Source organism: Arachnia propionica (assembly GCF_037055325.1).
GTDB lineage: Bacteria > Actinomycetota > Actinomycetes > Propionibacteriales > Propionibacteriaceae > Arachnia.
On the sequence record NZ_CP146373.1, the window covers coordinates 1,147,702 to 1,172,545 of the forward strand.

A 24,844-nucleotide genomic window follows, 5' to 3' on the forward strand; every position below is an offset into this window, starting at 1 on the left:
TCACTTGCACCGCGCAGTGATGTCAATTCCGTTCTGGGGAACGTTGTAGTTCGGCGGAAAAACCCAATCCGTGGACTGTCTGCTCGCGTTGCCGCTGGCGTCCACCGGACCCACCTTCACCTTGGCCACGTCCTCTTCATCCACGGGGTTGGGAAGCTCGCACTTGACGCTTTCCCCAGGTTTCCAATTCTGCAAGGTCACCTTGAAGGCACTGCATCCCCGTTCGTGTTCGTCGGGACACTCGGCTGCATCGCCTCTGGACAGAGTTGCCTTCGTGTCACCCCATGTCGATGCGCAGGACTCGGCGGAGTAGTCGCTCCAGTCACCGTACTCATTTTGTGTCCTTGCCTTCACGCAGACATTCTGCTTACGGTCATCCCCCTTGTCCACGGAACCAGCGAAATCAGTCGTCGTCCACGTCTTAGTGTCGGGGTTCTTGCCATCGGCCTTCACCGTGCTGGTGAGCTCAACCTGTTTGACCCGTGCACCGTTGCTGGTACCGGGTACCTGCCAGCGGAGCGTGACGTGATCCACTCCGGCCTCGCTGCTCACCACGGGGGCCTGGGGAGGACCGTAGGCGGTCACAGTTGCGGTCGCCGCCTCCCCCTCGGAGCTCTGCCCCAGCACTGTCGCGACGGCAACAAGCCGCACGGTCACGGCCTGACCCAGCTGGAAGGCGGGGCTGCTGACCACCGTCGTACCAGGTTTCACCGTTCCGGAATGACCCCCAGCACTCCACCGATAGGTGATCTCATCCGCCTTAATCCCGGTGCTGGAGGCCGCCCCGAAACTGAACTCGACTTCCGATCCCTTGCCGGTTGGTTTCAATGAGAATCCGGTCGGCGCTCCCGGTGGCCGGAAAGCACGCACAGCATTCGAGGACGGCGAAGCCGCCGACCACTTGCCGGACTTGTTGGTGGAACGAACAGAGAAGGTGATGGTCTCCGTGGAGGGATCCATGGGTGTGGTGCAGCTGGTGTCCTGTTGCTCCGGACACACCTCCTTACCGCTTGCGTCGGTCACCACATAGCGGAAATTCGAGTCCCCATTCGGGTTACCGGGCTGTGACCACTTGATGTTCGCCCGCGGTTTCACCGAACTCGACGTGCTGTCCATGGTCACCGTGGGCGCCCCTTGGTTCGAGGGTGCGCCAGCCGGAATCTCGGCCCGAGACTCGTCACTGGTCGGCGCATTGAGTTGATTGTTCTCGTCGGTCAGCCGGTTGTGAGCCGTCACTGTGAATGTGTAGGCCTGCCCGTTCGTCAGACCCGTCCACGTGAGGCTGGTTGCGGCGGTCTCTTGCTTCTGACCGCCCGGGTACATCGTGACGGTGTACCGCGTCACAGGTGATCCGCCTCCTGGAACTGTCGCAGGTTCCCAGGTCAAGGTGATCTGTTGGTCCCCGAAAGCCGCTGTGGGAGCAGAGGGCTTCGAGGGCAGCACATCCACCAGGATCTCGTTGCTCGGTTCGGAGTGCGGACTGCGGGAATTCAGATCTCCTTCCGCCACATCCGCTTTGACGGTAAAGGTGTAGCGACCGCTGTTCGCCAGCCCGGAAATATCGCACGTGGTTTGGAGGCCGCAGCTCTTGCTTCCTCCCTGCCAGAAGACAGTGAACCCCTTCGGGGTGGCGCCGCGCCACCCCCTGTGAACCCAGGAGACCCGGGCCGTCTGGGAACCCGCGTATTGGGCCGTCACCGCAGTAGGAGCCTTGGGGACGTCCTTCACGACTATGCGGATCACCCCTGTGCGTTCCCTGGAAGGATCCTTTGTGGCGTCCGCGACCCGGAAGGTGACCAGAACGTCATCGACGGTTTCGGCCCCGGTCCCGGAGTCTGTGGGAGTCACATTGATCACACTGCCCTCGTGGGTGACCGTTGCCGACCCGCGGACCTGTGGACTGCCGACCAGGGTGATCTCCCCTCCTGCGTCCGCGAAGGGGTTCGTGACCCATCGGGTCAGGTCGAAGGACACCGCACTGCCGACCCGTCCATCACGCTCCACGATCTCCGAGACAGCCATGGGAGGCCTGGTGGATGCGATCACGGTGACCGGAATGGTCATGTTCACTGGTTCGGTGGAGCCGTCGTGGACCTGGACGATCACGGAGCCCGTGGAACCGACCGGGGTTCCTTTGGGCACGGAGATGCTGAGTTCCTGACCAGAGACATCGGCCTGCACCGGTCCGTCGGTACTCACCAAGGAGTAGGCCATGGTGTCGTTGTCACCCGGATTCGGGTCCGAGACCATGGCACTCAGCGAGACTTGTTGAGGTGCCTCATCGGGTGCGACCTTCAACTGGGTGGGCCGCAGCTGCGGAGGTTGCTGCCCATCTCCTTCGACAATGACGCTGAGGCTGAGTTTGCTCTTGAGCGCAGTTGGATCATCCATCGATTCACCGTCGGTGACCTCGAAGGACACTGTGGTCTGTCCAGAGAATTTCTTGTCCGGAGTGAATTCAAGGGTCTGGTCGTCAATCACCCGGACACCGTTGTTGCCCACCTCGGGGCTACCTCCCGGTCCCGCCACCACCGAGTCGACACTGGTCAGGTGCGCGGCGCGTCCCGGCCTGGTAACCACCCAGTCAGCGAACCGCACCGTCAGCGGCTCCCCGGCCTTGACGCGGGCCTGCCCCCTACCCGTGTTGATCGTGGGTGGGATGCTCTGGCGACCGGGCACCACGATCGCCGCCCGTGCCGACAGCCCATCGGTGTCCGTAATGCTGTAGAGCACGATCTGCCGCTTGTCAGCGAGGGGCACCGTGACCGTCCCACCCTCAACGGTTGCCGGGGAATCGGCGGTAACCTTCAGTTCGGATACGACGCCGTCCGGGTCGGAGTCGTTCTCCAGCACAGGCACCTCCACCTGCTCCACTCCCACGATCGCAGCAGCAGGAACCACATCATCGTTGGCAACGGGCACCTTCGGCGGAACATCTGCGGAGACCCGTATTGTGACAACCCCCTTGTCCGAGACCCCGCCGCCGTCCGTGATCGTGTAGTACAGGTGGTACGTCCCTTCCTGGGAAGGAGTCACTACGACGATCCTCTGCCCACGGGTCTGCGCCTTCGGATCCCAACTGTCATCGGTTGCGGTGGCGGACCCCTTCACCAGCTGCAGCTGGTCACCGTCGGGATCGATGTCATTGGCAAGAGCAGGTATCTCCAACCTCGTCGATGGCCGGGCCACAACCTCATCGGACACTGCCACGGGTGCCTGATTGGCCTCAGGTGATGGCACGACACCAACACGGATCACACCTTCCCCCTCGGCACCAAACCGGTCGAGCACGCGGTAGGTGAAGGTGTCGGTACCGGCGCCCCCCTTTGACGCGTCGTAGACGAGGAAGTTCCCCTCAATCTTCACGGCTCCAAGTTTCGGCACCTGGTTCCCGAGTCCGCCCAGGGTGACCGAGTCCCCATCAGGATCTATGCCATCAAGCGGAACCGGTATCCGCACGGAAGAACCTGCGAAGGTCCGGGAATCGATCTGCTTCGGAGTCGGTTGCTCGTTGTGCTCGTCCTCGGCCCGGATGTTGATGCTCACCGTGGTCGAAGCAGGGTTTCCCTGCGAATCCCGGACCGTGTAGATGGCCTCCGCCGTGCCTGCCTGGCCACCAGCCCGGAACCGCACCGTCCCATTCGAGACGAAGAACTCACCCAACTCCGAGGCCGAGCGCACGTCAAGGTCCGGCGACAACGTGAGATCGAGATCCGCCGGGGAATGGTCGTTGCTCAGCACCGGCACGGTCACCAGGTCTCCCACCCGCACCACCGAATTGTCCGGCACAACCACGGGGGACTGCACCGTGGAGGGAGGTTCCTTCGGGATCACCAGCACCTTCGCCGTCGCCGAGGCGTGTCCGTTGCTGACGGTGTAGGTGAAACTCTGTGGGGAATCGATTCCGGCCGGAGCGGTGATCCGAAGCAGCGAGTGCCTGACCACCTCGATGTTCAACCCGGGCGCATCGGTCTGCGACACTGCCTGGATTGCCAGCACCCCGCCGGCCGGATCGAAGTCGTTGTCCAGTGCGTTGATGGTCAGGGCGCCGTTGGCGGGCAGCAGCCCCAGATCGTTTTCTGGCACGGGTTGGAGCCCCGAGGAGTTCGGATCATTCACATCGACCCGAATGCGACCCTTCGCGTTGTTGGGACCATCTGTGATCGTGTAGAACAGCGTGTAGTTTCCTGCCTTGGACGCCGTGAAGCGAATGGTTCCCGCTTGGTGATCCGGTTTCACCTCTACCCCCTCGGGAACAGCGGAGACCTCCACGAGCTTCAGGTCATCGGAATCGGGGTCCGTGTCGTTGCTGCGAGGGTCAAGCGTGATGGCGTGACCGACGGTAGCGACATAGTGGTCGTTGTTGGCCACGGGGGGCGAGTTGGTGGATCCCGGCGAGACCTGAGCACTCAGTTCCCCGGAGGCCGCGTCCCTGCCGTCAGAGACCGTCAGGTTCACGGAGCGCCTCCCCGGCCCTTCCTTTCCGATGTCCTTCACCGAGACGTAACCATCAGGACGCCACGTCATCTCGAGACTGTCGTCCTCGGCAGCGGCCTGCTGAAGGTAGATGGGATCACCATCCGGATCCACCCAGTCGGCAAGCACCGAATACCCAACAGATGCCCGCTCGCTCAGGTTGACCTGGCTGTCACGGATCTTGTGGGGTGCGGAGTTCTCATTTTCCGCGCGCAGGTTGACCGTGACGGTAGCGACATTCGAGACGTCCACCCCGTCGAAGGCCTGGTAGGTGAACGTGATCGGCCCCTTCGCATCTGCGGGCACCTCAATGCGAAGCGCACGCCCCTCCTTGGCCTGCGAAATCTTGACCCCTTCGGGGACCTTCTGGACTATCGCGGTCAACACATCACCGTCGAGGTCAATGTCGTTGCTCAGGACAGGAAGCACCGTCGCGGTTCCCGGCCGGGCACCCAGCTCATCGTCCACGGCCTGCGGCGGGTGCTGCTCCTCGGAGAACTCGCGGTTCTGGGTCTCCTCGGTCTCCTCAGTTTCTTTCTCCGTCTTGTCGTCCACCAGCTGGGACTCGACCTGCTCCCAGTTGTCCACCTTCACCATTTGTTTCAAGGGCAAAAAGACATCACCGGTGACCTCATCGTTGATGACGATCACCTTCCGGTTGGTACGGAAAACAGGTTGCTTGGCACTTGCCAGTACAGGATGCTGAGCCCGTTCGTACTGATCCCCCCCACAGTCACGGACGTAGTAGCCGGATTCCGCCCACAACGCATAGGTGCAGCCGTCCAGCTGCACAGGCGCGGTTGGTTTGCCGCTCGGGATGCTCTCCCGCACCACTCTGCCAGAAGAGATCTCTACCTTGAGCAGCTCAGACGGCGTGGCGACGACAACCGTTCCTGATGGCCCCGAGGGCTGCTGAAGAACCCCTCCCGTGAACCCTTCCTCCGTAACAGAGCGCCCACCAACAGTCAAGGTGGTGCCGTCGAGCACCACGACCTTGTCCCCCACCACCGTCAGCCGGGCCGATTCCGAGAGCCTCCCCTCAAGTGTGCGCCCCTGCTCCTTGACCACGGCCTCAACTCCCGCTCCTGTAACGGTGTAGAGCTGTCCGTCCGCGGTTAACACGTACCCGGTCCCATCTGCACCAACCACGATCCGTGGGGTGTCCAAACCTTTCAGAAGTGGCTCAGCTGTGAGGCTGAAGCTCGCTGTCCCTCGGGTATCGGTGGCCCATACCCTGCCCTCGCCCCGATCTGTAAAGAGCACCTCGTCGCCGCCATGGGCCATCAGAACCCCTGCCACTGCGGCCTCCCCAAGGAAGGCAAGAGAAGCCACGTCCACGGGGTGCACCGTGTCGGAACTGTGCACCAAGACATTGCCTGCGGACTGAGTTACGTCGAAGGAGCTGGAGGGGGGCCGAAGTGCACCGTCGATCGTCTGGGACTCATGATTGAGATGCCCCGCCAACCGCTTGGTCTGATTGGTCACCCAGACGCCACCGTCGTTCAATTCGACATCAGCCGCAGGCACCCCTCGATGGATCAGAGCGAGGAGTCCGAGGGAAAGCGCGACAAGACCCACCAGCGCGGTCTCAACGCGTTTGCGCGTGAGCAGAGCCATGCGTCCTTCTCCCTACACTCTCGCCGGTCGTGTGATCGGTCCTGGCTGCCCTTAACCTTCCGGCAGACACCCTGACTGAGTCGAACATTAAAGGCTTACCCGGGCTCGTCTCCAACTCACGGGGCGCACGGGCCTGTAGAAGACCGGCTAATTCAAACATAAGGCCTAGTCAGAGCCGTTTTACCTTTCCAATCCAGATGCAAATCAATTCGCTTGAAGGTGGTGATCCGTACTGACGTCCCTCCTTTTAGATGACGCCCTTTAGGGTAGTCCACATACTCCCCCCACTTAGCCGCAGTACCCAGACCCAGCAGACGGCGACTGTGCTCGTACCGAGCGCGGTGTCGGCCACCTCCGCCCAGCTCCGGGGAGTAACGATTTCCTACCCGGGGGCGGGGTCGGAAGTTTTTCTTTCCCGGGGAATGGACGTCTCGTCCGGGACCCCTGGGTGGCGCACCAGGGCCTAGGATCGCTAAGTGTCGCATTCCCTGAATCGCCGAATCCTGGGGCTGGCCCTGCCCGCCTTCGCGGCGCTGGTGGCCCAGCCCCTGTTCGTCATGGCCGACACCGCGATCGTCGGACAACTGGGCACGGTTCCCCTGGCCGGATTGGGGGCGGGTTCCACACTGACCCTGGCACTGGTCGGGGTGTTCGTGTTCCTTGCCTACGGTTCCACCGCCACCGTGGCGCGCCTGGTGGGAGCAAACCGAGAAAAGGACGCGGCGGAATCCGGGGTTCAGGCAATGTGGCTGGCCCTGGTCCTCGGCGCGGCAGTCGGCGTGGGTTCCTGGGGATTCGCACCGCAGCTGGCAGCCTGGCTCGGCGCCGACGGAGCGGTCCACGACCAGGCCGTGGCCTACCTCCGCTGGTCGCTGCCGGGACTACCTGGAATGTTCCTGGTGTTGGCGGCAACAGGGACACTGCGCGGGAGGGCGGATGGCCGCACCCCCATGATCCTAGCGATCGGTGCCGCGATCCTGAACCTGGTCGGAGACATCGTCCTGGTCTTCGGTCTCGGCATGGGGATCGCGGGTTCGGGGGCCGCCACTGCATTCGCCGAAACGCTCATGGGGTTGACTGCGGCCGGGATTGTGGCCCACGGCGCAGTCAGAGCAGGGGTAGGGTGGCATCCCCGACTGGCAGGGATGCGTACCAGCCTGCTAGTCGGCGTTCCGTTGCTGGTCCGTACCCTAGCGTTGCGCGCCGCCCTGCTGTTGACGACCTGGACGGCGGCCCGTTCGGGTGCCGTGGCCCTGGCAGCACACCAGGTCGGGTTCACGATCTGGAGTTTCCTGCAGTATGTACTGGATGCCCTGGCGATCGCCGGACAGACCCTCATAGGGCAGGCGCTCGGGGCCTCGAGTCCCGGCGAGGCCAGGGCATTGGCGCGCCGCATGACCGGGTGGTCGCTCTGCGCCGGCCTTCTGCTCGGGATCACGGCCTTGCTCATCAGAGCCCCCCTGGCCGCGCTGTTCACCCCGGATCCGGAGGTGCGTGACGCAGTGGCGGCGGTGCTGGTGGTGATCGGCTGCACGCTGGTGATTGCATCCTGGGTGACCCTGTTCGACGGGGTCCTGATTGGCGCCGGGGACAGCCCCTACCTGGCCCGCGCCAGCCTGATCACTCTGGCCGTGTACGCGCCGCTGGCTCTGGCCGTGGCTTGGTTTGCCCCGGGGGGTGTGCCGGGCCTGATCTGGTTGTGGCTTGCGTTCACCATCGGTTTCATGGGGGCCCGGGCCGCGACTCTGTGGTGGCGGGAACGCTCGGATGCCTGGCTCGTCACCGGTTGAGGTCCGGCAAAATCTCATACAGTTGCCGTATGGAAGAATCAACAAGGCCCCTGAATCTGGAGGCCGACCTTCTGGTGATCGGCTGGGGCAAGGCGGGCAAAACCTTGGCACGGGCCCTCGCGTCCCACGGCAGGCATGTGGTGCTGGTGGAACGCGACGACGCCATGATCGGCGGAACCTGCATCAATGTGGCCTGCGTCCCGACCAAGACCTTGGTCAATCTCGCGGAGCGACGCGGCGACCAGGAGCCGGATGACTATCTGAAACACGCCATCGCTTCCAGGGATTCCTTGATCGACAGGCTCCGGGCCGCCAACAAGGCGATGCTCTCCGACTTGGAGACCGTCACTCTCGTGCACGGCGAGGCCCGGTTCACCGGCCCCCGCAAAATCCGGGTCCAGGCCGGGGAGGAGACCCTCGACGTCACTGCCGGAGCCGTGGTCATCAACACCGGTACCTCCCCACTGATGCCAGACATCCCGGGCATCCACGGGAGATTCGTTTACGATTCCACCACCATTCAGCACATTGCCGATGGCGAGGTTCCGCGGTCCCTGACGATCGTCGGGGGCGGTTTCATCGGCCTGGAGTTCGCCAGCATGTTCGCTGCCTTCGGTTCAGCGGTGCGGATCCTGGAACGCGGCCCCGTTTTTCTGCCCCACCTCGACGACGACGTGCGCGAAGCGGTGGTGACCGCCCTCACCGACCGCGGCATCGAGATCATCACGAATGCCCCTGTCTCGGCTCTTGAGGACGACGGCATGCGGGTGGTCTCCGGAGCCGGCACCTTCGACACGGATGCGGTGCTGGTTGCGGTCGGACGCACACCCGAGACCGCGGCCCTGGATCTGCCCGCCGCCGGAATCGCAACCGACGAACGCGGTTTCGTCGTCGTGGACGATCACCTGCGCACCAGCGCCGAGGGTGTGTGGGCGGTGGGTGACGTCAACGGAGGTCCGCAGTTCACCTACGTCTCCCTCGACGACTACCGGATCATCCAAGACCAGCTCATCGGAGACTCGCAGCGCTCCCGGGCGGACCGCCGGGCGATCCCGACGGCCACCTTTATCACTCCCCCGCTGGCACAGGTCGGGCTCAGCGAACGCGAGGCCACCGATCAGGGGGTGTCCTATCTGGTGGCCTCCAAACCGGTCGCGAACATCGCGGCGATGCCGCGCCCGAAGACCTTGGACGAAACCCACGGCCTGATCAAGGTGCTGGTCGATCCGGAAACCGACGAGGTACTCGGGGCCACGATCTTCAGCGTCGACGCGCAGGAAGTGATCAACCTGATCGCCCTGGCCATGCGCAACAGAATAACCGCGACTGCGCTGCGCAACGGCATCTGGACCCATCCCTCCTCCACGGAGGCCCTCAACGAGGTCCTGGGCGAGTTGCACACTCCCTGACCGGAACGCAAAAAAGAGGTTGGGTCCCGGTCGGGACCCAACCTCTTCATGTGTGATTCAGGGAGTCAACGCCTTCCTGCCGACGCGATCCTCCGGCGGCGGGCCTTGTTGATGAAGTAGCAAGGGACGATGATGACGAACCAGATCGGGGTCACGAGAACCGCCCGCAGAGTCTCCTCCTCGAAGCACAGGATGACCAGGCTGACTGCGAAGAAGATGAGCACCATCCAAGCGGAGCCGACACCGCCAGGCATCTTGTAGGTAGACCTGGCGTGCAGTTCGGGGTGTTTCTTTCGGTAGACGATGTAACACACGACGATGAGTGCCCAGATGAACAGGAACAGCACCGAGGTGATCGAGGTGACCAGGATGAATGCCTGATTGATGGTCTCGGATGCGTAGAGGAACCCGATGCCGCACAGCAGCAGCAGGCAGGAGCAGATGAGGGCGTTCTGGGGAACGTTGCGACGCGACAGTTTGCCGAAGATTCGTGGTGCCTGCCTATCCTCGGCCAGCCCATACATCATGCGGGATGTGGAGTAAAGCCCCGAGTTATCGGAGGAGGCCGCGGCGGTCAACAACACGAAGTTCATCACCGAGGCCGCCGCCCCGAAACCACTCAGCTGGAACATGGCAGTAAAGGGGCTCTCACCCGGGACGACCGCACGCCACGGAATAACCACGCAGATGGCGGCCAGGGCCAGCACGTAGAACAAGGCGAGCCGCACGGGAATAGCATTGATGGCCTTGGGCAGGTTGCGCTCGGGATTGTGGGTCTCAGCCGCTGCGGTGCCGACCACCTCGAGGCCAACGAAGGCGAAGAAGGCGATCTGGAAGCCAGCAAGGAACCCTCCGAGGCCGTTCGGGAAGAAACCACCGTCGTTCCACAGATTCTCGACGGTTGCGTGATGCCCCGCTTCCGAGACGAAACCGGAGAAGAGCAGGCTGGCGGCGACGATGAGGAGCGCCCCGACCGCGACCAGTTTGATCAGGGCGAACCAGAATTCCGCCTCACCAAAGTACTTGACCGCCACCACGTTCAGCACGAACAGAAGCAACGCCAGCACCCCGGCGGGCAACCATTTCGGTACCTCCGGCCACCAGAACTGGGCGTATCCGGTGATGGCGGCCAGGTCGCCCATGGCCGCCACAATCCAGGCGAACCAGTAGGTCCACCCCGCAATGAACCCGCCCGCCGGTCCGAGCACGTCTTCAGCTATGTCGCGGAAGGATTTGTACTTCAGGTTCGCCAGGAGCATCTCGCCCATGGCCCGCATCATGAAGTACAGGAAGAAACCGACCACGGCGTAGACCAGCATGCTGGAGGGGCCCGCCTGGTTGATGGTGTTGCTGGACCCCATGAACATGCCGGTGCCGATGGCACCGCCCAGGGCCATCAGCTGCAGGTGACGGTTGCTCAGGCCGCGCTGCAGCCCCTGCTCGTCCTCGTTGTCACCCTCGAGCACCACATCGTTGGGCGCGTCATTCGGGGGGTTACTCATCTGGGAACTCCTTCGTTCTGTGTTGAGGTCTCGTCAACCACCCGGGCAGAACCAGTCCCGGGAGGCGATGTCGTTCACGGTCTTCCGGTGGCCACTTTTCGTACGTGGGGGGATGTGCTGGCGGACAACAGGCCCCCGTAGTTGGGCAGGAACCTGACCTCGGAACCCACCTTCACGGGGGTTTCGGCGTCAGTGACGTCGATGATCAGATGGTCGCTGCTGGCACCCAGCACCTCGATGCCCGGGTCCACCGGCTCGATGGCCTCCGGGGCAACATCCTGGCGACCGAGGTCACAGATGGCGCGCAGCCTCAACCCTCGGTCGGTGAAGTGCGTGGTGTTACCGAAGGCATCCTGCCCGGTCCGTCCAATCGGAACCGACGGTTTGCACTGGAGCTCAATAATCCCGCCGACCAGTTCCACCGTGTCCTGCCGGGTCCCGGGCCAGGGCGAACGATCCAGCACATTGCGGCCCAGGATGATCGCCTCGCCGATGCGCAGATGGTTGATGCCTGCGGGCATCTCCCCGCTGGCCAGCAGCGGCAGGTTCGCGCTGTTCCCACCGGAGACCAACTCCAGTGGATGTCCGGTGGCACTGCGGCACTCGTCCCTGAGAGCGACGAGCATCTCCATCTTCTCGCGGGTGGGGATCACCCCGCCGAAGCAGGCGAGGTTGGTTCCCAGACCCGCCACCTCGAGATGAGGCAGCCGGGCGATCCGACTCACTTCTTCAACAGCCCGATCCGGCCACACACCCTCCCGCAGGTCGCCGACATCGACCATCATCACGACCTTGTGGCATACCCCGGCCATCCCGGCGGCATTCGAAAGCGCCTCAGCGGTCTCGTGCGAGGAGATGAGAGTGTGATCAGCCCAACGCACGGCCTCCGGCGCATTGGCAGGGGTCGGGGCCCGCAGCAACATGGTCGGCAGGTCCAAGCCCGCCTCCGCTATCCGCTTCAAGTTGTCGATCCGCGAGTCGGCCAGCATCACGCATCCCACCCTCTCCAGGGCCCGCAGCAGCGCGGGATGGGCCTGCATGACCTTGGTGACCGCGGCCACCCGGATCCCCTGCGCAGCGCACTGGGAGATCACGGCAGAGGCGTTGTGGGCGATCCGGTCGATGTGGATCTCCAGTCTCGGGGTTTCCACGTTCATCCTTCCGGGGTCTCGTCATCGATTGGTTCGGGTAGTTCCCCCACCTCGCCGGTCACCCAGTCCCGGAAGGTCGCGGCGACCTCGTCGCGGTAGACCTGTGCCAGGGTCCCCAGCGCTGAAAAACGGTAATCGCGATCGATCAGGATGCGCGCCTCGGGCGGTGGCAGCAGTCGGGCACCTGCACCGAGACGGATCCGCCCGAGGATCTCATCCCCGCCAGGAATCCTGGTCAATGCTCCCCCGGTGCCGATGATCCAGCGCACTGCGGTCAGGTCCTTGCCGCGGACGATCTGCTTCTTGCCGGTCGGGGTGAACAGGTCGCTGACGGTGCCGACATGCCTGCGGATCCCGACCTCAACAGCACGGGCGGCCAGCCAGCGGGTGACATCCTCCTCTTTCTCATCGGAGGGAATGGCCCGAAGATACTCGAGCCGCTCCTCGTCGTCGCTCTCCCCCGACATCGCAGCCACCTGGCGGGCGTTGACGAAGACACCAAGATCGCCCTCAACAGTGCGCTTGGCCCGGGGCTCGGGGTCGATGCTGTGGCTGGTCCACTCAGTCGAGCCCTCGGTGACGCTGTGAATGTCGGTGGTCGCACCGCCGACATCGATCACCAGGGCATCGCCGAGGGTGTCTGCGAAGATTTCGGCGGCCAGCAGCACCGCACCGGGAGTGGGCAGGATCTCAAAGCTAGAGAGCTCCGTCAGCCTGGCCATCCCCGGGGCCTTGACGATGTGCTGGTTGAAGACCTCGTGAATCAGCGCGCGAACCGGCTCGATCTGGAGAACGTCCACGTCGGGGAAGACGTTGTCGGCGCACATCAATTCCACATCGTTGCGGGCGAAGACGTCCTGCACCCGGCGCCGCACGGCAATGTTCCCGGCGTAGATCACCGGAGCTTTCAGCCCGGATTCCGCGATCATCCGAGCATTGTCCACCACGATTCGTTTCTCGCCGTAGTCCACTCCCCCGGCGAGCAAAACGATGTTGGGGTTCGCCTCGACGAGATCCTCAACGTCCCAGGAGTCAATCGCCCCGACCGTAGTCAGGCCAACGATTGCCCCCGCTCCGAGGGCCGCTTCCCGGGCAGCGCGGGCCGTCATCCCCTGAGTGAGTCCGTGGACGCTCATCTTCAGCCCGCCTGCGGCGGAGCTGTTGACGAAAATCTGCGTCGTGTCGATCTCGATGCCGGAGGTTTTCCGCATCTCGTCGATCGCCGCGTCAACGCCGATCTTCACGTCCCCCTGGGAGACGGAGGTCGGGGCGAACCCCTGGCCGATGTGCCGGAACCTTCCGTCCTCCAGCGAGAAGGCGTTCGCCTTCGTGATGGTGGACCCGATCTCAAGGGTGGTGACGACCCGCATCGCTCAACTCACCCGGCCTTTCCCAGTTCGCGATCGCGCATGGTGCGCACGATCGCATCGAGCACGTCGATTCCCTTGGTACCACGGCCAAAGGTGGCGTCCAGACCGGTCTCAGCTGCCATGTCGCGGCTGACCTGCGTGCCGCCTGCGATCAGCACCTTGTCCTCGCGAATACCACGTTCCTTTGTCAGCTCGGCGAGTTTCTTCATCATCGTGCGATGAACCTCGTTGTGGCTGATGACCGTGGAGATGAGGATCGCGTCCGCACCCGACTCAATGGCAGCATCCACCATTTTCTCGATGGGAACCGAGGTCCCGAGATAGTGATACTTCACGCCGTACTTCTCGAGACCACCATGCTTGATGTCGAGAATCTCGCGCATGCCGACGCTGTGCTCGTCCTCGCCGACGGTGCCCGCCACGACGGTGATCTCGTGATCGGTGACGAACTGGCGCAACTCGTCCTCGGGGAGCAGCTCGATCTTCTCGGGGATGGTCAGCTCGGTCTTGTCAACATCGAAACCAACGTGTCCCTTCACCTCGACGAAGCATCCCTCAGCGGGCTGCAGCACCTGGAGGTTGACGACCTCGGGATCGCTCAGCCCCATGCGCTTGGCCATCTCGAGGGCCGCCTCGACGGCGATCTCAGCTCGTTCGGGGATCATCAGCTCCACCAGGGCCACACCGTCGCCGGCCCATTCCGCCTCGGGTCGCAGCAGGTTTCCGGTGCGGTACTCGCGGGTCCGTTCGAGCCGTTTGTGGGCGCTGTCTTCCGGATCGAGTTCGTCAATGTAGACGATCTTCTCCGGTTCACAGAGAGTGCAACCGCCGATCAGGTCACAGGCCTTGCCCACCCTGTTGGGCAGGTTGTTGTTGCCGAAGTGGTCGCACACTGGTGCCAGGTAGTCGGGGTCACGTTCGATCACGGTTCCCACCGAGATGCCACCTTCCCCATCACGGGCGATGCCATCATGGTTGCGTTCCGGGAATTCGGCGGAGTCGACGAAGAAGCCCTGTTCCACGGCCGCGAAGTAGCCGCCCGCGTGCAGCATTTCGGTGAGGAAGCCGATTGCGCGTTCCTTGAGGTCGCGAACCATCCCGCCCAGCGGTCCCTCCCGGTTCAGGGTGAGCAGCTCCTTGATGCCGTCCAGGGCCGCCCACGTCTGCTTGACGGTCTGTACGCCGCGCACTGAGTTGTAGTGCCAGGGCAGGTTACGCCCCTCGTCGGGGGTGATGGTGCTCTGGATATCGGCGCTGGTGAGCATGGAGATCATCGTGTCGACCACGTGCAGCCGGATCGCCTCGTTGATGTCGGACTCGATGTAGCGGGTGTTCTGCTGGGCGCGCATCTTGTACTCGGAGAAGAAGTCGCGCAGCGCGACCGCGTAGGGCAGATCGAACCACAGCTTCGGGGTCGGTGGGGCGCTTGGCGGTACCGTCGAGAGCCCGATGAGGTCCTTGGGCATCCCGACCATGACGGAGAAGGCGGAGTTCAGGCCGTGCTGGACCATGAGCTCGGGCATCACCTTCCAGCCCTGGCGGGCGGTGGCGTTGGCGTTGTGGGCACCGTCGATCTGGAAGATCCGGGCCCCGCTCATGACCTTCTTGGCCTCGCCCGCGTCGACGTAGCTGCGGTAGGCGTTGATGTTGCGGTAGAGCACGTTGTACTGCGGGTCCTGGTGGGCGCCGTTGACGCCCTCCTCCGCGAACAGCACCGCAACCTCGGGGCCCGCCACACCGGAAACGTAGCTGTGGAAATTGATCGGACGGCCGACCTCCTCCTCGATCAGGTCACAGGCCTTACGACTGGCGCGCAGCTGCTTGCGGGTGATCGGCACACCACCGATGCCCTCGGGGGTACCCTCCATGAGGCCGTCGATGTGGCTCTGGCCAGTGGTGCGGATCACCATGATGTGATCGGCGCCATTCCAGGCCGCCATCCGCATGCGACGGATGTCGTCCTCAAAGTGTCCGGATGCAATCTCAGAGGTCACGACCGGAGCAGGCTGCGGGTCGATGCCCTCGAAGTACTTCGCGGTGGGCATCGGGACACTGTTCTTCAGCGGCTCCGACATGTTCCGGAAATGGAATCCCGCCATGTCGACACCACCCTCGGGCACGGTGCGCCAGGTCCAGCCCTTGCGCGGCGGGTGGTAGTTCTCCAGATCCTCGAGGATCTCCTCCACGTTGATCTTGGTGTTCGGATCCAGCTTGTCGGTCACGCTCACTTCTCCTCGAAGAGCCCGGCCATCACGGCCGGATCGTCGGCGATGGCGGTTGCCGCCGCCCGGATGTCAATTCCGTCGCGCCTGGACAGGCGCAGCACCACGTGCCCCGCTCCTTTGCCTAGCAGTCCGGCGTTCAGCACGTTCTCGACCACGGCGTGCGTGGTGACCGAGTCGATGCCCATGCGCAGCAGCACCGACCGTTCGATCGACGGCGTGGTGTGGGTGCGGGCCAACTCCACCACCGGCTCCATCACCTGGTGGCACAGCTCCCAGAACCTGGCCTTGAGGGCCTCGTCGTCCAGGCCGGCCAATTCGGAACGCAACTTCTCGAAGCGATCGATCCGCTCCTGTTCCTCAGTGTTCATCATCGTCCTTCCTGCTTACTCGCCGCCCATGCCCCTGGGGACGAGCGACCGCACGTGTTCTTCAGTGGTGTTGGCGTCGGCGGCCAGGAACTCGACATCCTCGCTACTCCACTGCTCGGGGGGCAGCACCTTGGCGGCATGCCTGATGTAGCTGCCGCGCAGCCTTGCGAGATCCAAGGGCTTGCCCGCGACCTGGTCGAGCCGCTCCGGGATGACGATCGCCTTGCCCGGGACGTTGTCCATCGGGTCACCCCGCCTCACCTCGATGCCCCGACTCTTCGCGAACGACAGCTGGCTGTTGTGGTGCTTGCCCGCTCCGGTGTACTCGGTTTCCTGGACGACGATGATCTGGTCACGGTCCATCTGCATGGCAAGGGCGACGGCCGCCGTGAGGCTGGTGTTGCCGGCCGGGCCACGCTCCAAACCCTCCAGTTTCGTCAGCAACTCGGTCATGTAGAAGACCTCACCCTGGGTGACCAGGTGATAGCCGTCCATGTAGCGCAGCGCCCGAGCCGCGTTGCGCGGCACGTCCACCCGGTCGGGCCAGGTGGCGAACGGCACCCCGAAACCGGTGTGCCCCGTAGTGAAGGACTTGTTGTTGAAGTCCTTGTCAGATGCCATGTGCAAGCCAGTGAGGTCGACGGAGACCGCCACCACCTGGGTCTGGTCGCATCCAACCTTGCGCAGGCCACGGGCCGTGCCCGTCAGGTTGCCGCCGCCGGCGTGCGTGACCGCGACCACGTCGGGCTGGCGTCCGTAGCGTTCCTCCACCTCACGACCGATCTCGGCTCCAAGCGTCTCCACCCCCGCGATTCCGTAAGGGGTGTAGAGGCTAGCGTTGAAGTAGCCGGTCTCCTCCAAAGTGCGCAGCAGCACGTAGAACAGCTCCGGGCCGACCGTCAGTTTGACCACCTCAGCCCCGTAGGCCTCACAGGCCCGGGACTTCTCGACGATCTCGGGCTGCCCGATGTGCTCGGAGTCGTAGACCTCCTGAATCACGATGCACTTGAGGCCCTGCTGGGCGGCCTGCGAGGCGACGGCCGCCCCGTAGTTCCCGCTCGTTGCGGTGACCATGCCCTTGAAGCCCTTCTTGCGGGCCTCGTGAGCGCTGAGGGAGGCGCGGCGCGCTTTGAAGCTGCCTGAGGCGTTTGCGGCCTCGTCCTTGACGAGGATTCTGGCTCCCTTGCCGGGGCCTGCGATGGTCCGTACCGCCTCGGTGAGGCGATGCAGTTCGTGCAACGGGGTCCTGCCGACCTTGGTGGCCCGCTGGATCTCGGCCACCTCGTCGAGGGAGTAGCCGGTGGCCGCCATCATCGCCTCATAGTCAAAGGCGATGGAGCTGATGTTGAACTCGTCGTAATCCAGCCCCAGGGCGGAACGCATGATCTCATTCTTGCGGGCCATCACGTCCTTGTATGAGTTGCTCATGCCTCGTACTCCGTCCCGATCGTAAGGATCTCGTCCACGGTCTCGCCGAAACTGTGCGAGTATCCGGGATTGATCCGGCTCAGCACCCCGGTGTGGGTCCGTCCGATGATGGTGCGGATGGTCGCTTCCTCACCGAGCGCCGCGGGCGCGGTGAGGAAGCCGTCAACCCACTGCAGCAGCGGGGTGGCAGCCGTGTCCGCCGGCACCCCCTCCGCCCGTTCTTCCGGGGCCAGGACGACCTGCTGGATTTCTACCCACGCCCCCTCGGGAGCCGCCTTCATTGCACTCACTGCATCGCTCCAATCTCGATTCAGGTCACCGGCGCTCGTAGGCCTCGGGACCCATCAGCGCCGTCGGCGACGGCAGGTCGATGATCCGCTTGAGGCCCGGGGTAGCAGCGAAGATGCGGGGAATGGTGTTCACCGCGATGCCTGCTGTGGCCTTGCCGCCCGCGATCTCGGGGCCGGTGGACATGCTGATCTCGGGCACGCCGTGGATGGTGATGTAGTCGCCGGTGTCGACCCCCTCGGCGCCGGGATCCACCTGCTGCGGGTGGATGAGCTTGATGATCTCCTCGTCACCGCGGTACCCGATGGCGATGTGGTTGCAGCCCGCGACCTTCCCGGGTTCGATGACCCGGTCCCTGGCCTGGCGCGGCACCTTCGCGATGATCGGTTCGAGAGTCTGTTCCACGCGGTCAACGCCGAGTCCGAGGGCATCGCTGATCAGGCGTACGGATTCGGGGAAACCGACGTGCCCGACGATGGAGCCGTCAGCGACCCCGGCCTTGAACTCCTCGGGGGTGGTTCCCACGCCCTGGGTGGACAGCACGGTCTGCCCGTAGGGGCTCAGATCGTTGACACGGCTGGCCTCGATGCTGGTGACCTCCTGGCTGCCGGCGGTCAGCACCACGACGAGATGATCGAGCACGAAGCCTGGGTTGACACCCACACCGATGGCGGAGACACCGTGTTCCTTGGCCAGCGCGTCCAGTTCAGCCGCCTCCTCGGGGTTCTGCGCCTCGGGGGCGGCCATCTCCTCGGCGATGCTGACCACATTGATGCCCGCGGAGATGATTGCCTTCAGGTCAGGAAGCTGTTTCTTAACCCAGGATGTGGTGGCGATGGTGACGACGTCCACCTTCTCCGGGTCGAGGATGCTGGCCGGATCGTTGCTGACTTTCACACCAGCCGGGGCCACACCGAGCACCTCGCCGACGTCTTTGCCCACGAGATCGGGACTGATGTCGAATGCGCCGACCAGTTCCAGGCCTTCCTTTGCCAGGATCACCTTGGCAACGCCCTGACCCATCGCCCCGAGGCCCCACTGGGCCACGCGGATTCGCTGATTCTTGCTCACTTCTCTCCCTCGAGTTGTTGTTCCGCCTCAGCTGGGACGCGGCGTACCAGTGTCCCGGCCCTCCGGAACAAGCACACCCCTTCTCCGGCGAACCAAGGACCGGCCCGACCACCGCCACTTTCTCCTTCCAATCCGGTGGTTACTATGTTCGCCATGTCCTGGGCCGCTTGCCCGACCGGCATCCACACGGATGTTCGTCGGTTCACCATCGTGAAGGTGTCGCCGCTGACCATTGCCCCTTCACGGTATCCGCGACGGCAGGGAATCATCCCGAGAACACCGGATTCGATTGCGACAAAGGCTGACAATTTGAGATCTTCCCATCGTCAACATCTTGAAACACGAAACCTCCCAGGCAGGAGGCGGCTGTGAGGGACGAGACGGATCTCCAGTTGGTTAATCTGCTGCAGATCGATCCCCGCATCTCCTGGTCGAAGGCTGGCGAAATCCTCCAGTTGTCTCCGACGACGGTGGCGAACCGCTGGAATCATCTGGTGGAGAAGGGACTGGCCTGGATCTGCACCCATCCGAACCTGGAGCACCGGTTCACCGCGGTGGTTGAGGTCGACTGTCGGACCAAGTCCCTGGCCTCCGCCACCAAACAGATGTGCGCGCATCCGCTGATCACAAGCGTCGACGAGGCCACGGGACGACGCGACATCCTCTTGACCATCATGGCCCCCGACATGGTGACACTGACCACCTTGATCATCGACTGGATCGGGGGAATCGAGGGAGTGTACGGGACCCGCAGCTCGCTGGTGACCAACGTCATCGTCGGTGCGGAATCCTGGCGTGCGAACATCCTCACCCAGCGCCAGGTCAACCAGGCCATCCCCCAGCGCACGCCTGACAGAACGCAGGCGGGACTCGATGCCGCCGACCTGGCTTTGGCCCAGGCCTTGGCCCGCGACGGCAGGGCCAGCGTCGCCTCACTGTCCCAGGAACTCGATATGCCGACCAGCACGGTGCACCGGCGAATGCGGCGGCTTCTGGCGAACCAGAACATCATCATGCGGTGTGACGCGGCCCCCGAGTTGGCGGGCTGGCAGCTGGAGTGCACCTGGTTGACGACGGTCGCCTTCAACTACAAGAACCGAGTCATCGAACTGCTGAAGGAACAACCTTCGTTGCGATCCTGCTTCTGGATCACGGGAAGCAACAACTTGCGCGTCAACTTCCGCGTCAACCACATCGGCTCCATGGCCGCCCTCGAGTCCTCGATCGCCTCCGCCATCCCCGGCCTGGCCCCCGACGAAACCGTCGTGCACATGCGCAGTCACAAGTCGATGGGGTGGCTGCTGAAACCGGATGGTAGCTGCACAGGGCAGCTCGTGCCCCCGGTCTTCGGTCCCTGAGTAGGGAAACGCCCGGGGAGTTTTCAGCTCCCCGGGCGCCGGTGTCGTCACACGATGGCGATGCCGTCGTCGACCCGGTCGAAACGGACCATCTCACCGTCGTGGATCTGCCCGGACAGCAACCCGCGAGCAAGCTGGTCCTCGACGGCGGTCTGCACCAGGCGTCGCAGCGGACGGGCGCCGTAGACCGGGTCGAAGCCGACTTCGCCGAGCCAGTCGGCCGCGGCGTCGGTGACCTCGACGGTGATCCTGCGAGAAGCCAGGCGGCGGCCCAACCGTTCGAGTTGGATCGCGACGATCCTGCGCAGGTCCTCGCGGCTCAGAGGATCGAACATGACGATGTCGTCAAGCCGGTTCAGGAACTCGGGCCGGAATGCAGAGCGCACCACCCCCATCACCTGTTCCCTCTTCTCCCCGTCATTCAGTAGCGGGTCGGCCAGGTACTGCGACCCGAGGTTGCTGGTGAGGATGAGGATGGTGTTGCGGAAGTCGACCGTGCGCCCCTGGCCGTCGGTGAGACGACCGTCGTCGAGGACCTGCAACAAGATGTTGAACAGATCCGGGTGGGCCTTCTCCACCTCATCGAGCAGGATCACGGAGTAGGGACGCCTACGCACGGCCTCGGTGAGCTGCCCACCCTCCTCGTAGCCGACGTACCCGGGAGGGGCGCCGACCAGACGGGCAACCGAGTGTTTCTCGGAGTACTCACTCATGTCGATGCGCACCATGGCGGTCTCGTCGTCGAACAGGAAATCGGCCAGCGATTTGGCCAGTTCGGTCTTTCCGACACCGGTGGGGCCGAGGAACAGGAACGATCCGGTGGGCCGGTTCGGGTCGGAGATCCCGGCGCGGGAACGCCGCACCGCATCAGAGACGGCCTTGACGGCCTCGCGCTGACCTATGAGCCGCTCACCGAGCCTCTCCTCCATGCGCAACAGCTTCTCGGACTCACCCTGCAGCATCCGCCCGACAGGAATCCCCGTCCAGGCCGCGACGACCTCGGCGATATCAGTTTCGGAGACCTCGTCGGAGACCATGCGGGAGTCGTCCGCGTCGGTTTTCTCCGCGTCGGTTTTCTCCGCGTCGACGAGCTGCTGTTCGATGAGGGGAATCTCCCCGTACAGCAGCTGCGAGGCACGCCCCAGGTCGCCGGCACGCTGCGCCTTGTCGGCCTCCACGCGCAGCGCATCGATCTTCTCCTTGAGGTCGCCGACCCGGTTCAGCCCGGACTTCTCCTGCTCCCAGCGGGACTCCAGCCCACGCAGCTCCTCCTGAGCATCAGCGAGCTCGGAGCGCAGCGCGGCGAGGCGTTCACGGGATGCGGCATCCTCCTCGTTCTTCAGGTGCAGTTCCTGCATCAGCATGCGGTCCACGTCGCGGCGCAGCATGTCGATCTCCTCAGGGCTGGAGTCAATCTCCATGCGCAGCCGCGAGGCAGCCTCGTCCACCAGGTCGATGGCCTTGTCAGGAAGCTTCCGGCTGGTGATGTAGCGATCCGACAAGGCGGCGGCGGCCACCAGCGCGGAATCAGTGATGCGCACCTTGTGATGCGCCTCGTAACGTTCCCGCAGCCCACGCAGGATTGCGATGGCATCCTCCACGGAGGGCTCACCGACGTAGACCTGCTGGAAGCGGCGCTCCAGCGCGGGATCCTTTTCTATCCTCTCCCGATACTCGTCGAGCGTGGTGGCGCCGATCATTCGCAGCTCGCCGCGGGCGAGCATGGGCTTGAGCATGTTGCCCGCATCCATCCCACCGTCTCCAGTGGAACCGGCCCCTACAACGGTGTGCAGCTCGTCGATGAAGGTGATGATCTGCCCCTCGGATTCCTTGATCTCGCTCAGGACCGCCTTGAGACGCTCCTCGAAGTCACCCCGGTACTTGGCCCCGGCCACCATCGAGGTGAGATCCAGGGAAACCAAGCGACGCCCCTTCAGAGAGTCTGGAACGTCGCCCTCCACCAGGCGCATGGCGAGCCCCTCGACGACGGCGGTCTTGCCGACCCCGGGTTCACCGATCAGGACGGGGTTGTTCTTGGTTCGACGCGCCAGCACCTGAACGACGCGACGGATCTCCTGGTCACGTCCGATCACGGGATCGAGCTTGCCGGAACGGGCGCGCTCAGTCAGGTCGATGGAGTACTTGCCGAGGGCCGACTCACCGCCCTCGGATTCCGCGGAGGTGACGCGCTTGCCACCGCGCGCCTCCTCAAACACCTTGGTCAGTTTCTCGGGGACAGCCCCAGCACGGGTCAGAATGCTTCGCGCCTGGGATTCGACGGATGCGAGGGCTATCAGTAGATGTTCGGTGGCGACGAACTGGTCGCCGAGCTGCTCAGCCAGGGTCTCTGCCGTAGCCAGTACGCGCGCCAGGGCACCCGAGACCGTCGGCTGGGTCACGGAACTGCCGGTGCTGGACGGCTGTTTGGAGATGGCTTCAACAGCCTGGGCATCAACAGCTGCCGGGTCGGCACCAACTGCAGTCAGCAGGTGCCCGACGGTGTTGTCGGGAGTGAGCAGCAGCCCATGCAGCAGATGCACGGGTTCCGCGGACGGGTTGCCCGCGGTAAGAGCCTGCCGCACCGCCGCGGTCACGGCGTCGCGGCTCTTGGTGGTCAGTTTCTCAGTGTTCACCAGTCCTCCAGAGAGCGAATTACAAAGTTGAGTCTACCACGCTCAACCTGATTCCGAATAGCTCTGATGCGCATCCGGATTACGACCCTTTCCCCCTTCATGGTCACAAAACAGGTTTCAAGGGCTAGGCTCAGACATGGACGACGGCGGGAACGCCCCGACGCATCCCTGGCGTCGTCCAGTCGCCCACCGAAGTGCTGACTGGAAGGAACCACATGTCCCACCTCACCGAGAACGGTTTGACCACCACCATCCCCGTCACGGGGCGTGTTCCGAAGCTTCCCCGCGTCATCGAGTGGGTGGAGGAGGTCGCAGCCCTGACCAATCCCAGCGCCATCCACTTCCTCGACGGCTCCGACGAGGAGTACGAGCGCTTCGTGGAGAAACTCGTGGAGGCCGGCACCCTCATGCGGCTGAATCCTGACAAGCAACCAGGTTCCGTCTACGCCCGCACCGATCCCGACGATGTGGCTCGCGTCGAGGATTCCACCTTCATCTGCTCCGTCAACGAGAACGACGCCGGCCCCACCAACAACTGGATGGACCCCAAGCAGATGAAAACCATCCTGACCAAGCTGTACAACGGTTGCATGGTGGGACGCACCATGTATGTCATTCCCTTCTGCATGGGACACATCGACGCCCCCTCACCGAAATTCGGTATCGAGATCACCGACTCGGCCTACGTGGCGATCTCCATGAAGATCATGACCCGGATGGGCACTGACGTGATGGAGGCCATGGAGCGCACAAACGCGGACTTCGTGCCCGCGCTCCACTCCGTCGGGATGCCCCTGCCCCCTGGGGTCAAGGACGTACCGTGGCCCTGCAATGACATCAAGTACATCGTCCACTTCCCCGAGGAACGAACCATCTGGAGCTATGGCTCCGGCTACGGCGGCAACTCCCTGCTGGGCAAGAAGTGTTATGCCCTGCGGATCGCCTCCGTGATGGGTCGCGATGAGGGCTGGCTGGCCGAGCACATGCTGATCCTCAAGATCACCTCGCCGGAGGGGAAGTCCTACCACCTGTGTGCGGCCTTCCCGTCGGCCTGTGGCAAGACGAACCTGGCCATGCTGGAACCCACCCTGCCGGGTTGGAAGGTGGAGACCCTCGGCGATGACATCGCTTGGATGCGGTTCGGCGAAGACGGCAGGCTCTACGCCGTCAACCCGGAGACCGGCCTGTTCGGCGTGGCCCCGGGTACGAGTACCGACACCAACCCCAACGCCATGGCAGCCATCGAGGCCGGGCACTCGATATTCACCAACGTCGCGCTCACCGACGACGGTGACGTGTGGTGGGAGGGGAAGACCAAGCAGCCCCCAGAACACCTCACGGACTGGAAGGGACGTTCCTGGACACCCGAGGGTGGCCCCGAGGGAGGTCGTCCGGGCGAGAAGGCGGCGCACCCGAACTCACGCTTCTGCACTCCGATTTCGCAGTGCCCGATCCTCTCGGAGGAGTTCTACGATCCGAAGGGCGTGCCCGTCGATGCCATCATCTTTGGCGGCCGCCGCGAGAACACCATCCCGCTGGTGGCACAGTCCAGAAACTGGCAGCACGGCGTGTTCATGGGCGCCACCTGTTCTTCCGAGACCACCGCGGCAGCCAAGGGCGCCGTCGGTGTGCTGCGCCGTGACCCGATGGCGATGTTGCCGTTCATCGGCTACCACGTCGGCGACTACTTCAGGCACTGGATCGACCTCGGAGAGCGCACCGCTCCCGACAAGCTCCCGAAGATCTTCTACGTCAACTGGTTCCGGCGCGACTCCGAGGGCAAGTTCCTATGGCCCGGTTTCGGTGAGAACTCCCGGGTCCTGAAGTGGATCGTGGAACGCCTCGAGGGCAGGGTCGAGGCGATCGAAACCCCGGCGGGCCTGCTGCCGGAGAAGAAGGACATCGACGTCGAGGGTCTGGACATCAGTGACGAGCACCTGGAGCAGGTGCTGCGCTACGTTCCCAACGAATGGGCCGACGAGCTGCCACGCGTGCGTCGCTGGCTCAGGTCACTGGGTCTGAAGGTCCCCCAGGAGATCCACGACGAGCTGTGGCACATCGCCATGAACATCATCGGCGAACGCTGACTGCTCCCACCGGTGTGGGTGGGGTGGATGCCACCCCACCCACACCGTGTTCAGCCAGCCCCGCCCCGCAC

General features: G+C 63.9%; 15 protein-coding genes. 4 read left to right on the forward strand and 11 right to left on the reverse strand.

The genetic code is table 11. From position 1 onward, the window contains the following. A complete protein-coding gene (locus V7R84_RS05425) occupies window positions 1-6,093 on the reverse strand; it encodes an Ig-like domain-containing protein (RefSeq protein ID WP_338572854.1) in 6,093 nt (2,030 codons plus the stop codon). Between the two features lie 476 nt (window positions 6,094-6,569). On the opposite strand from V7R84_RS05425, the gene V7R84_RS05430 reads away from it, so the two are divergent. Further along, complete coding sequence (locus tag V7R84_RS05430; RefSeq protein WP_338572856.1) at window positions 6,570-7,883, forward strand: MATE family efflux transporter; 1,314 nt, start codon at window positions 6,570-6,572, stop codon at window positions 7,881-7,883. A 29-nt stretch (window positions 7,884-7,912) separates the two neighbouring features. After that, window positions 7,913-9,292 carry a dihydrolipoyl dehydrogenase family protein gene (locus tag V7R84_RS05435; RefSeq protein WP_338572859.1) on the forward strand — a complete coding sequence of 460 codons (1,380 nt, stop codon included), beginning with the start codon at window positions 7,913-7,915 and terminating at the stop codon, window positions 9,290-9,292. A gap of 65 nt (window positions 9,293-9,357) precedes the next feature. Here the strand turns inward: V7R84_RS05435 and V7R84_RS05440 are convergent, their stop codons facing one another. From V7R84_RS05440 to V7R84_RS05480, 9 genes are all read right to left on the reverse strand, one after another. Beyond that, window positions 9,358-10,794: an amino acid permease gene (locus V7R84_RS05440; RefSeq protein ID WP_338572861.1), complete on the reverse strand. Its 1,437-nt coding sequence runs from the start codon at window positions 10,792-10,794 to the stop codon at window positions 9,358-9,360. Window positions 10,795-10,868: 74 nt separating this feature from the next. Then, window positions 10,869-11,951 (reverse strand): alanine/ornithine racemase family PLP-dependent enzyme, encoded by a 1,083-nt coding sequence (locus V7R84_RS05445; RefSeq protein ID WP_338572863.1) that lies wholly within the window; start codon window positions 11,949-11,951, stop codon window positions 10,869-10,871. Beyond that, entirely contained in the window at window positions 11,948-13,315 is a 1,368-nt protein-coding gene (locus V7R84_RS05450) for a glutamate mutase L (protein ID WP_338572866.1), read from the reverse strand. Before V7R84_RS05450 ends, V7R84_RS05445 begins: the two co-directional genes overlap by 4 nt. Before the next feature lie 8 nt (window positions 13,316-13,323). Then, window positions 13,324-15,537: a D-ornithine 4,5-aminomutase subunit OraE gene (gene oraE / locus V7R84_RS05455; RefSeq protein ID WP_338572869.1), complete on the reverse strand. Its 2,214-nt coding sequence runs from the start codon at window positions 15,535-15,537 to the stop codon at window positions 13,324-13,326. Between the two features lie 2 nt (window positions 15,538-15,539). Continuing rightward, window positions 15,540-15,911: an ornithine aminomutase subunit alpha gene (locus V7R84_RS05460; protein ID WP_338572872.1), complete on the reverse strand. Its 372-nt coding sequence runs from the start codon at window positions 15,909-15,911 to the stop codon at window positions 15,540-15,542. A 12-nt stretch (window positions 15,912-15,923) separates the two neighbouring features. Further along, a complete protein-coding gene (gene ortB, locus V7R84_RS05465; RefSeq protein ID WP_338572874.1) occupies window positions 15,924-17,336 on the reverse strand; it encodes a 2-amino-4-oxopentanoate thiolase subunit OrtB in 1,413 nt (470 codons plus the stop codon). Beyond that, window positions 17,333-17,617: a 2-amino-4-oxopentanoate thiolase subunit OrtA gene (gene ortA / locus V7R84_RS05470; protein ID WP_338573837.1), complete on the reverse strand. Its 285-nt coding sequence runs from the start codon at window positions 17,615-17,617 to the stop codon at window positions 17,333-17,335. Before ortA ends, ortB begins: the two co-directional genes overlap by 4 nt. Window positions 17,618-17,651: 34 nt before the next feature. Then, window positions 17,652-18,695 (reverse strand): 2,4-diaminopentanoate dehydrogenase, encoded by a 1,044-nt coding sequence (gene ord / locus V7R84_RS05475; RefSeq protein ID WP_338572877.1) that lies wholly within the window; start codon window positions 18,693-18,695, stop codon window positions 17,652-17,654. Further along, window positions 18,692-19,003, reverse strand: a complete 312-nt coding sequence (locus tag V7R84_RS05480; protein WP_338572880.1) for a hypothetical protein — start codon at window positions 19,001-19,003, stop codon at window positions 18,692-18,694. Before V7R84_RS05480 ends, ord begins: the two co-directional genes overlap by 4 nt. A 60-nt stretch (window positions 19,004-19,063) precedes the next feature. Here V7R84_RS05480 and V7R84_RS05485 point away from each other — a divergent pair, with 60 nt between their 5' ends. After that, window positions 19,064-20,053, forward strand: coding sequence for an Lrp/AsnC family transcriptional regulator (locus V7R84_RS05485; protein ID WP_338572882.1), 990 nt, complete (start codon window positions 19,064-19,066; stop codon window positions 20,051-20,053). A gap of 47 nt (window positions 20,054-20,100) precedes the next feature. Here the strand turns inward: V7R84_RS05485 and clpB are convergent, their stop codons facing one another. Continuing rightward, entirely contained in the window at window positions 20,101-22,686 is a 2,586-nt protein-coding gene (gene clpB / locus V7R84_RS05490; RefSeq protein ID WP_338572884.1) for an ATP-dependent chaperone ClpB, read from the reverse strand. Window positions 22,687-22,901: 215 nt separating this feature from the next. On the opposite strand from clpB, the gene V7R84_RS05495 reads away from it, so the two are divergent. Next, on the forward strand, window positions 22,902-24,773 hold the full coding sequence (locus tag V7R84_RS05495) for a phosphoenolpyruvate carboxykinase (GTP) (RefSeq protein ID WP_338572886.1): 1,872 nt from the start codon (window positions 22,902-22,904) through the stop codon (window positions 24,771-24,773). Window positions 24,774-24,844 lie beyond the last annotated feature (71 nt).

What these genes read in the sequence shown, in the direction of transcription:
- V7R84_RS05440 (WP_338572861.1), bottom strand. Translation starts at nt 10,794, where the DNA reads ATGAGTAACCCCCCGAATGACGCGCCCAACGATGTGGTGCTCGAGGGT.
- ortB (WP_338572874.1), bottom strand. Translation starts at nt 17,336, where the DNA reads ATGAGCAACTCATACAAGGACGTGATGGCCCGCAAGAATGAGATCATG.
- V7R84_RS05435 (WP_338572859.1), top strand. Translation starts at nt 7,913, where the DNA reads ATGGAAGAATCAACAAGGCCCCTGAATCTGGAGGCCGACCTTCTGGTG.
- V7R84_RS05445 (WP_338572863.1), bottom strand. Translation starts at nt 11,951, where the DNA reads ATGAACGTGGAAACCCCGAGACTGGAGATCCACATCGACCGGATCGCC.
- V7R84_RS05450 (WP_338572866.1), bottom strand. Translation starts at nt 13,315, where the DNA reads ATGCGGGTCGTCACCACCCTTGAGATCGGGTCCACCATCACGAAGGCG.
- V7R84_RS05460 (WP_338572872.1), bottom strand. Translation starts at nt 15,911, where the DNA reads ATGATGAACACTGAGGAACAGGAGCGGATCGATCGCTTCGAGAAGTTG.
- ortA (WP_338573837.1), bottom strand. Translation starts at nt 17,617, where the DNA reads ATGAAGGCGGCTCCCGAGGGGGCGTGGGTAGAAATCCAGCAGGTCGTC.
- V7R84_RS05495 (WP_338572886.1), top strand. Translation starts at nt 22,902, where the DNA reads ATGTCCCACCTCACCGAGAACGGTTTGACCACCACCATCCCCGTCACG.
- V7R84_RS05425 (WP_338572854.1), bottom strand. Translation starts at nt 6,093, where the DNA reads ATGGCTCTGCTCACGCGCAAACGCGTTGAGACCGCGCTGGTGGGTCTT.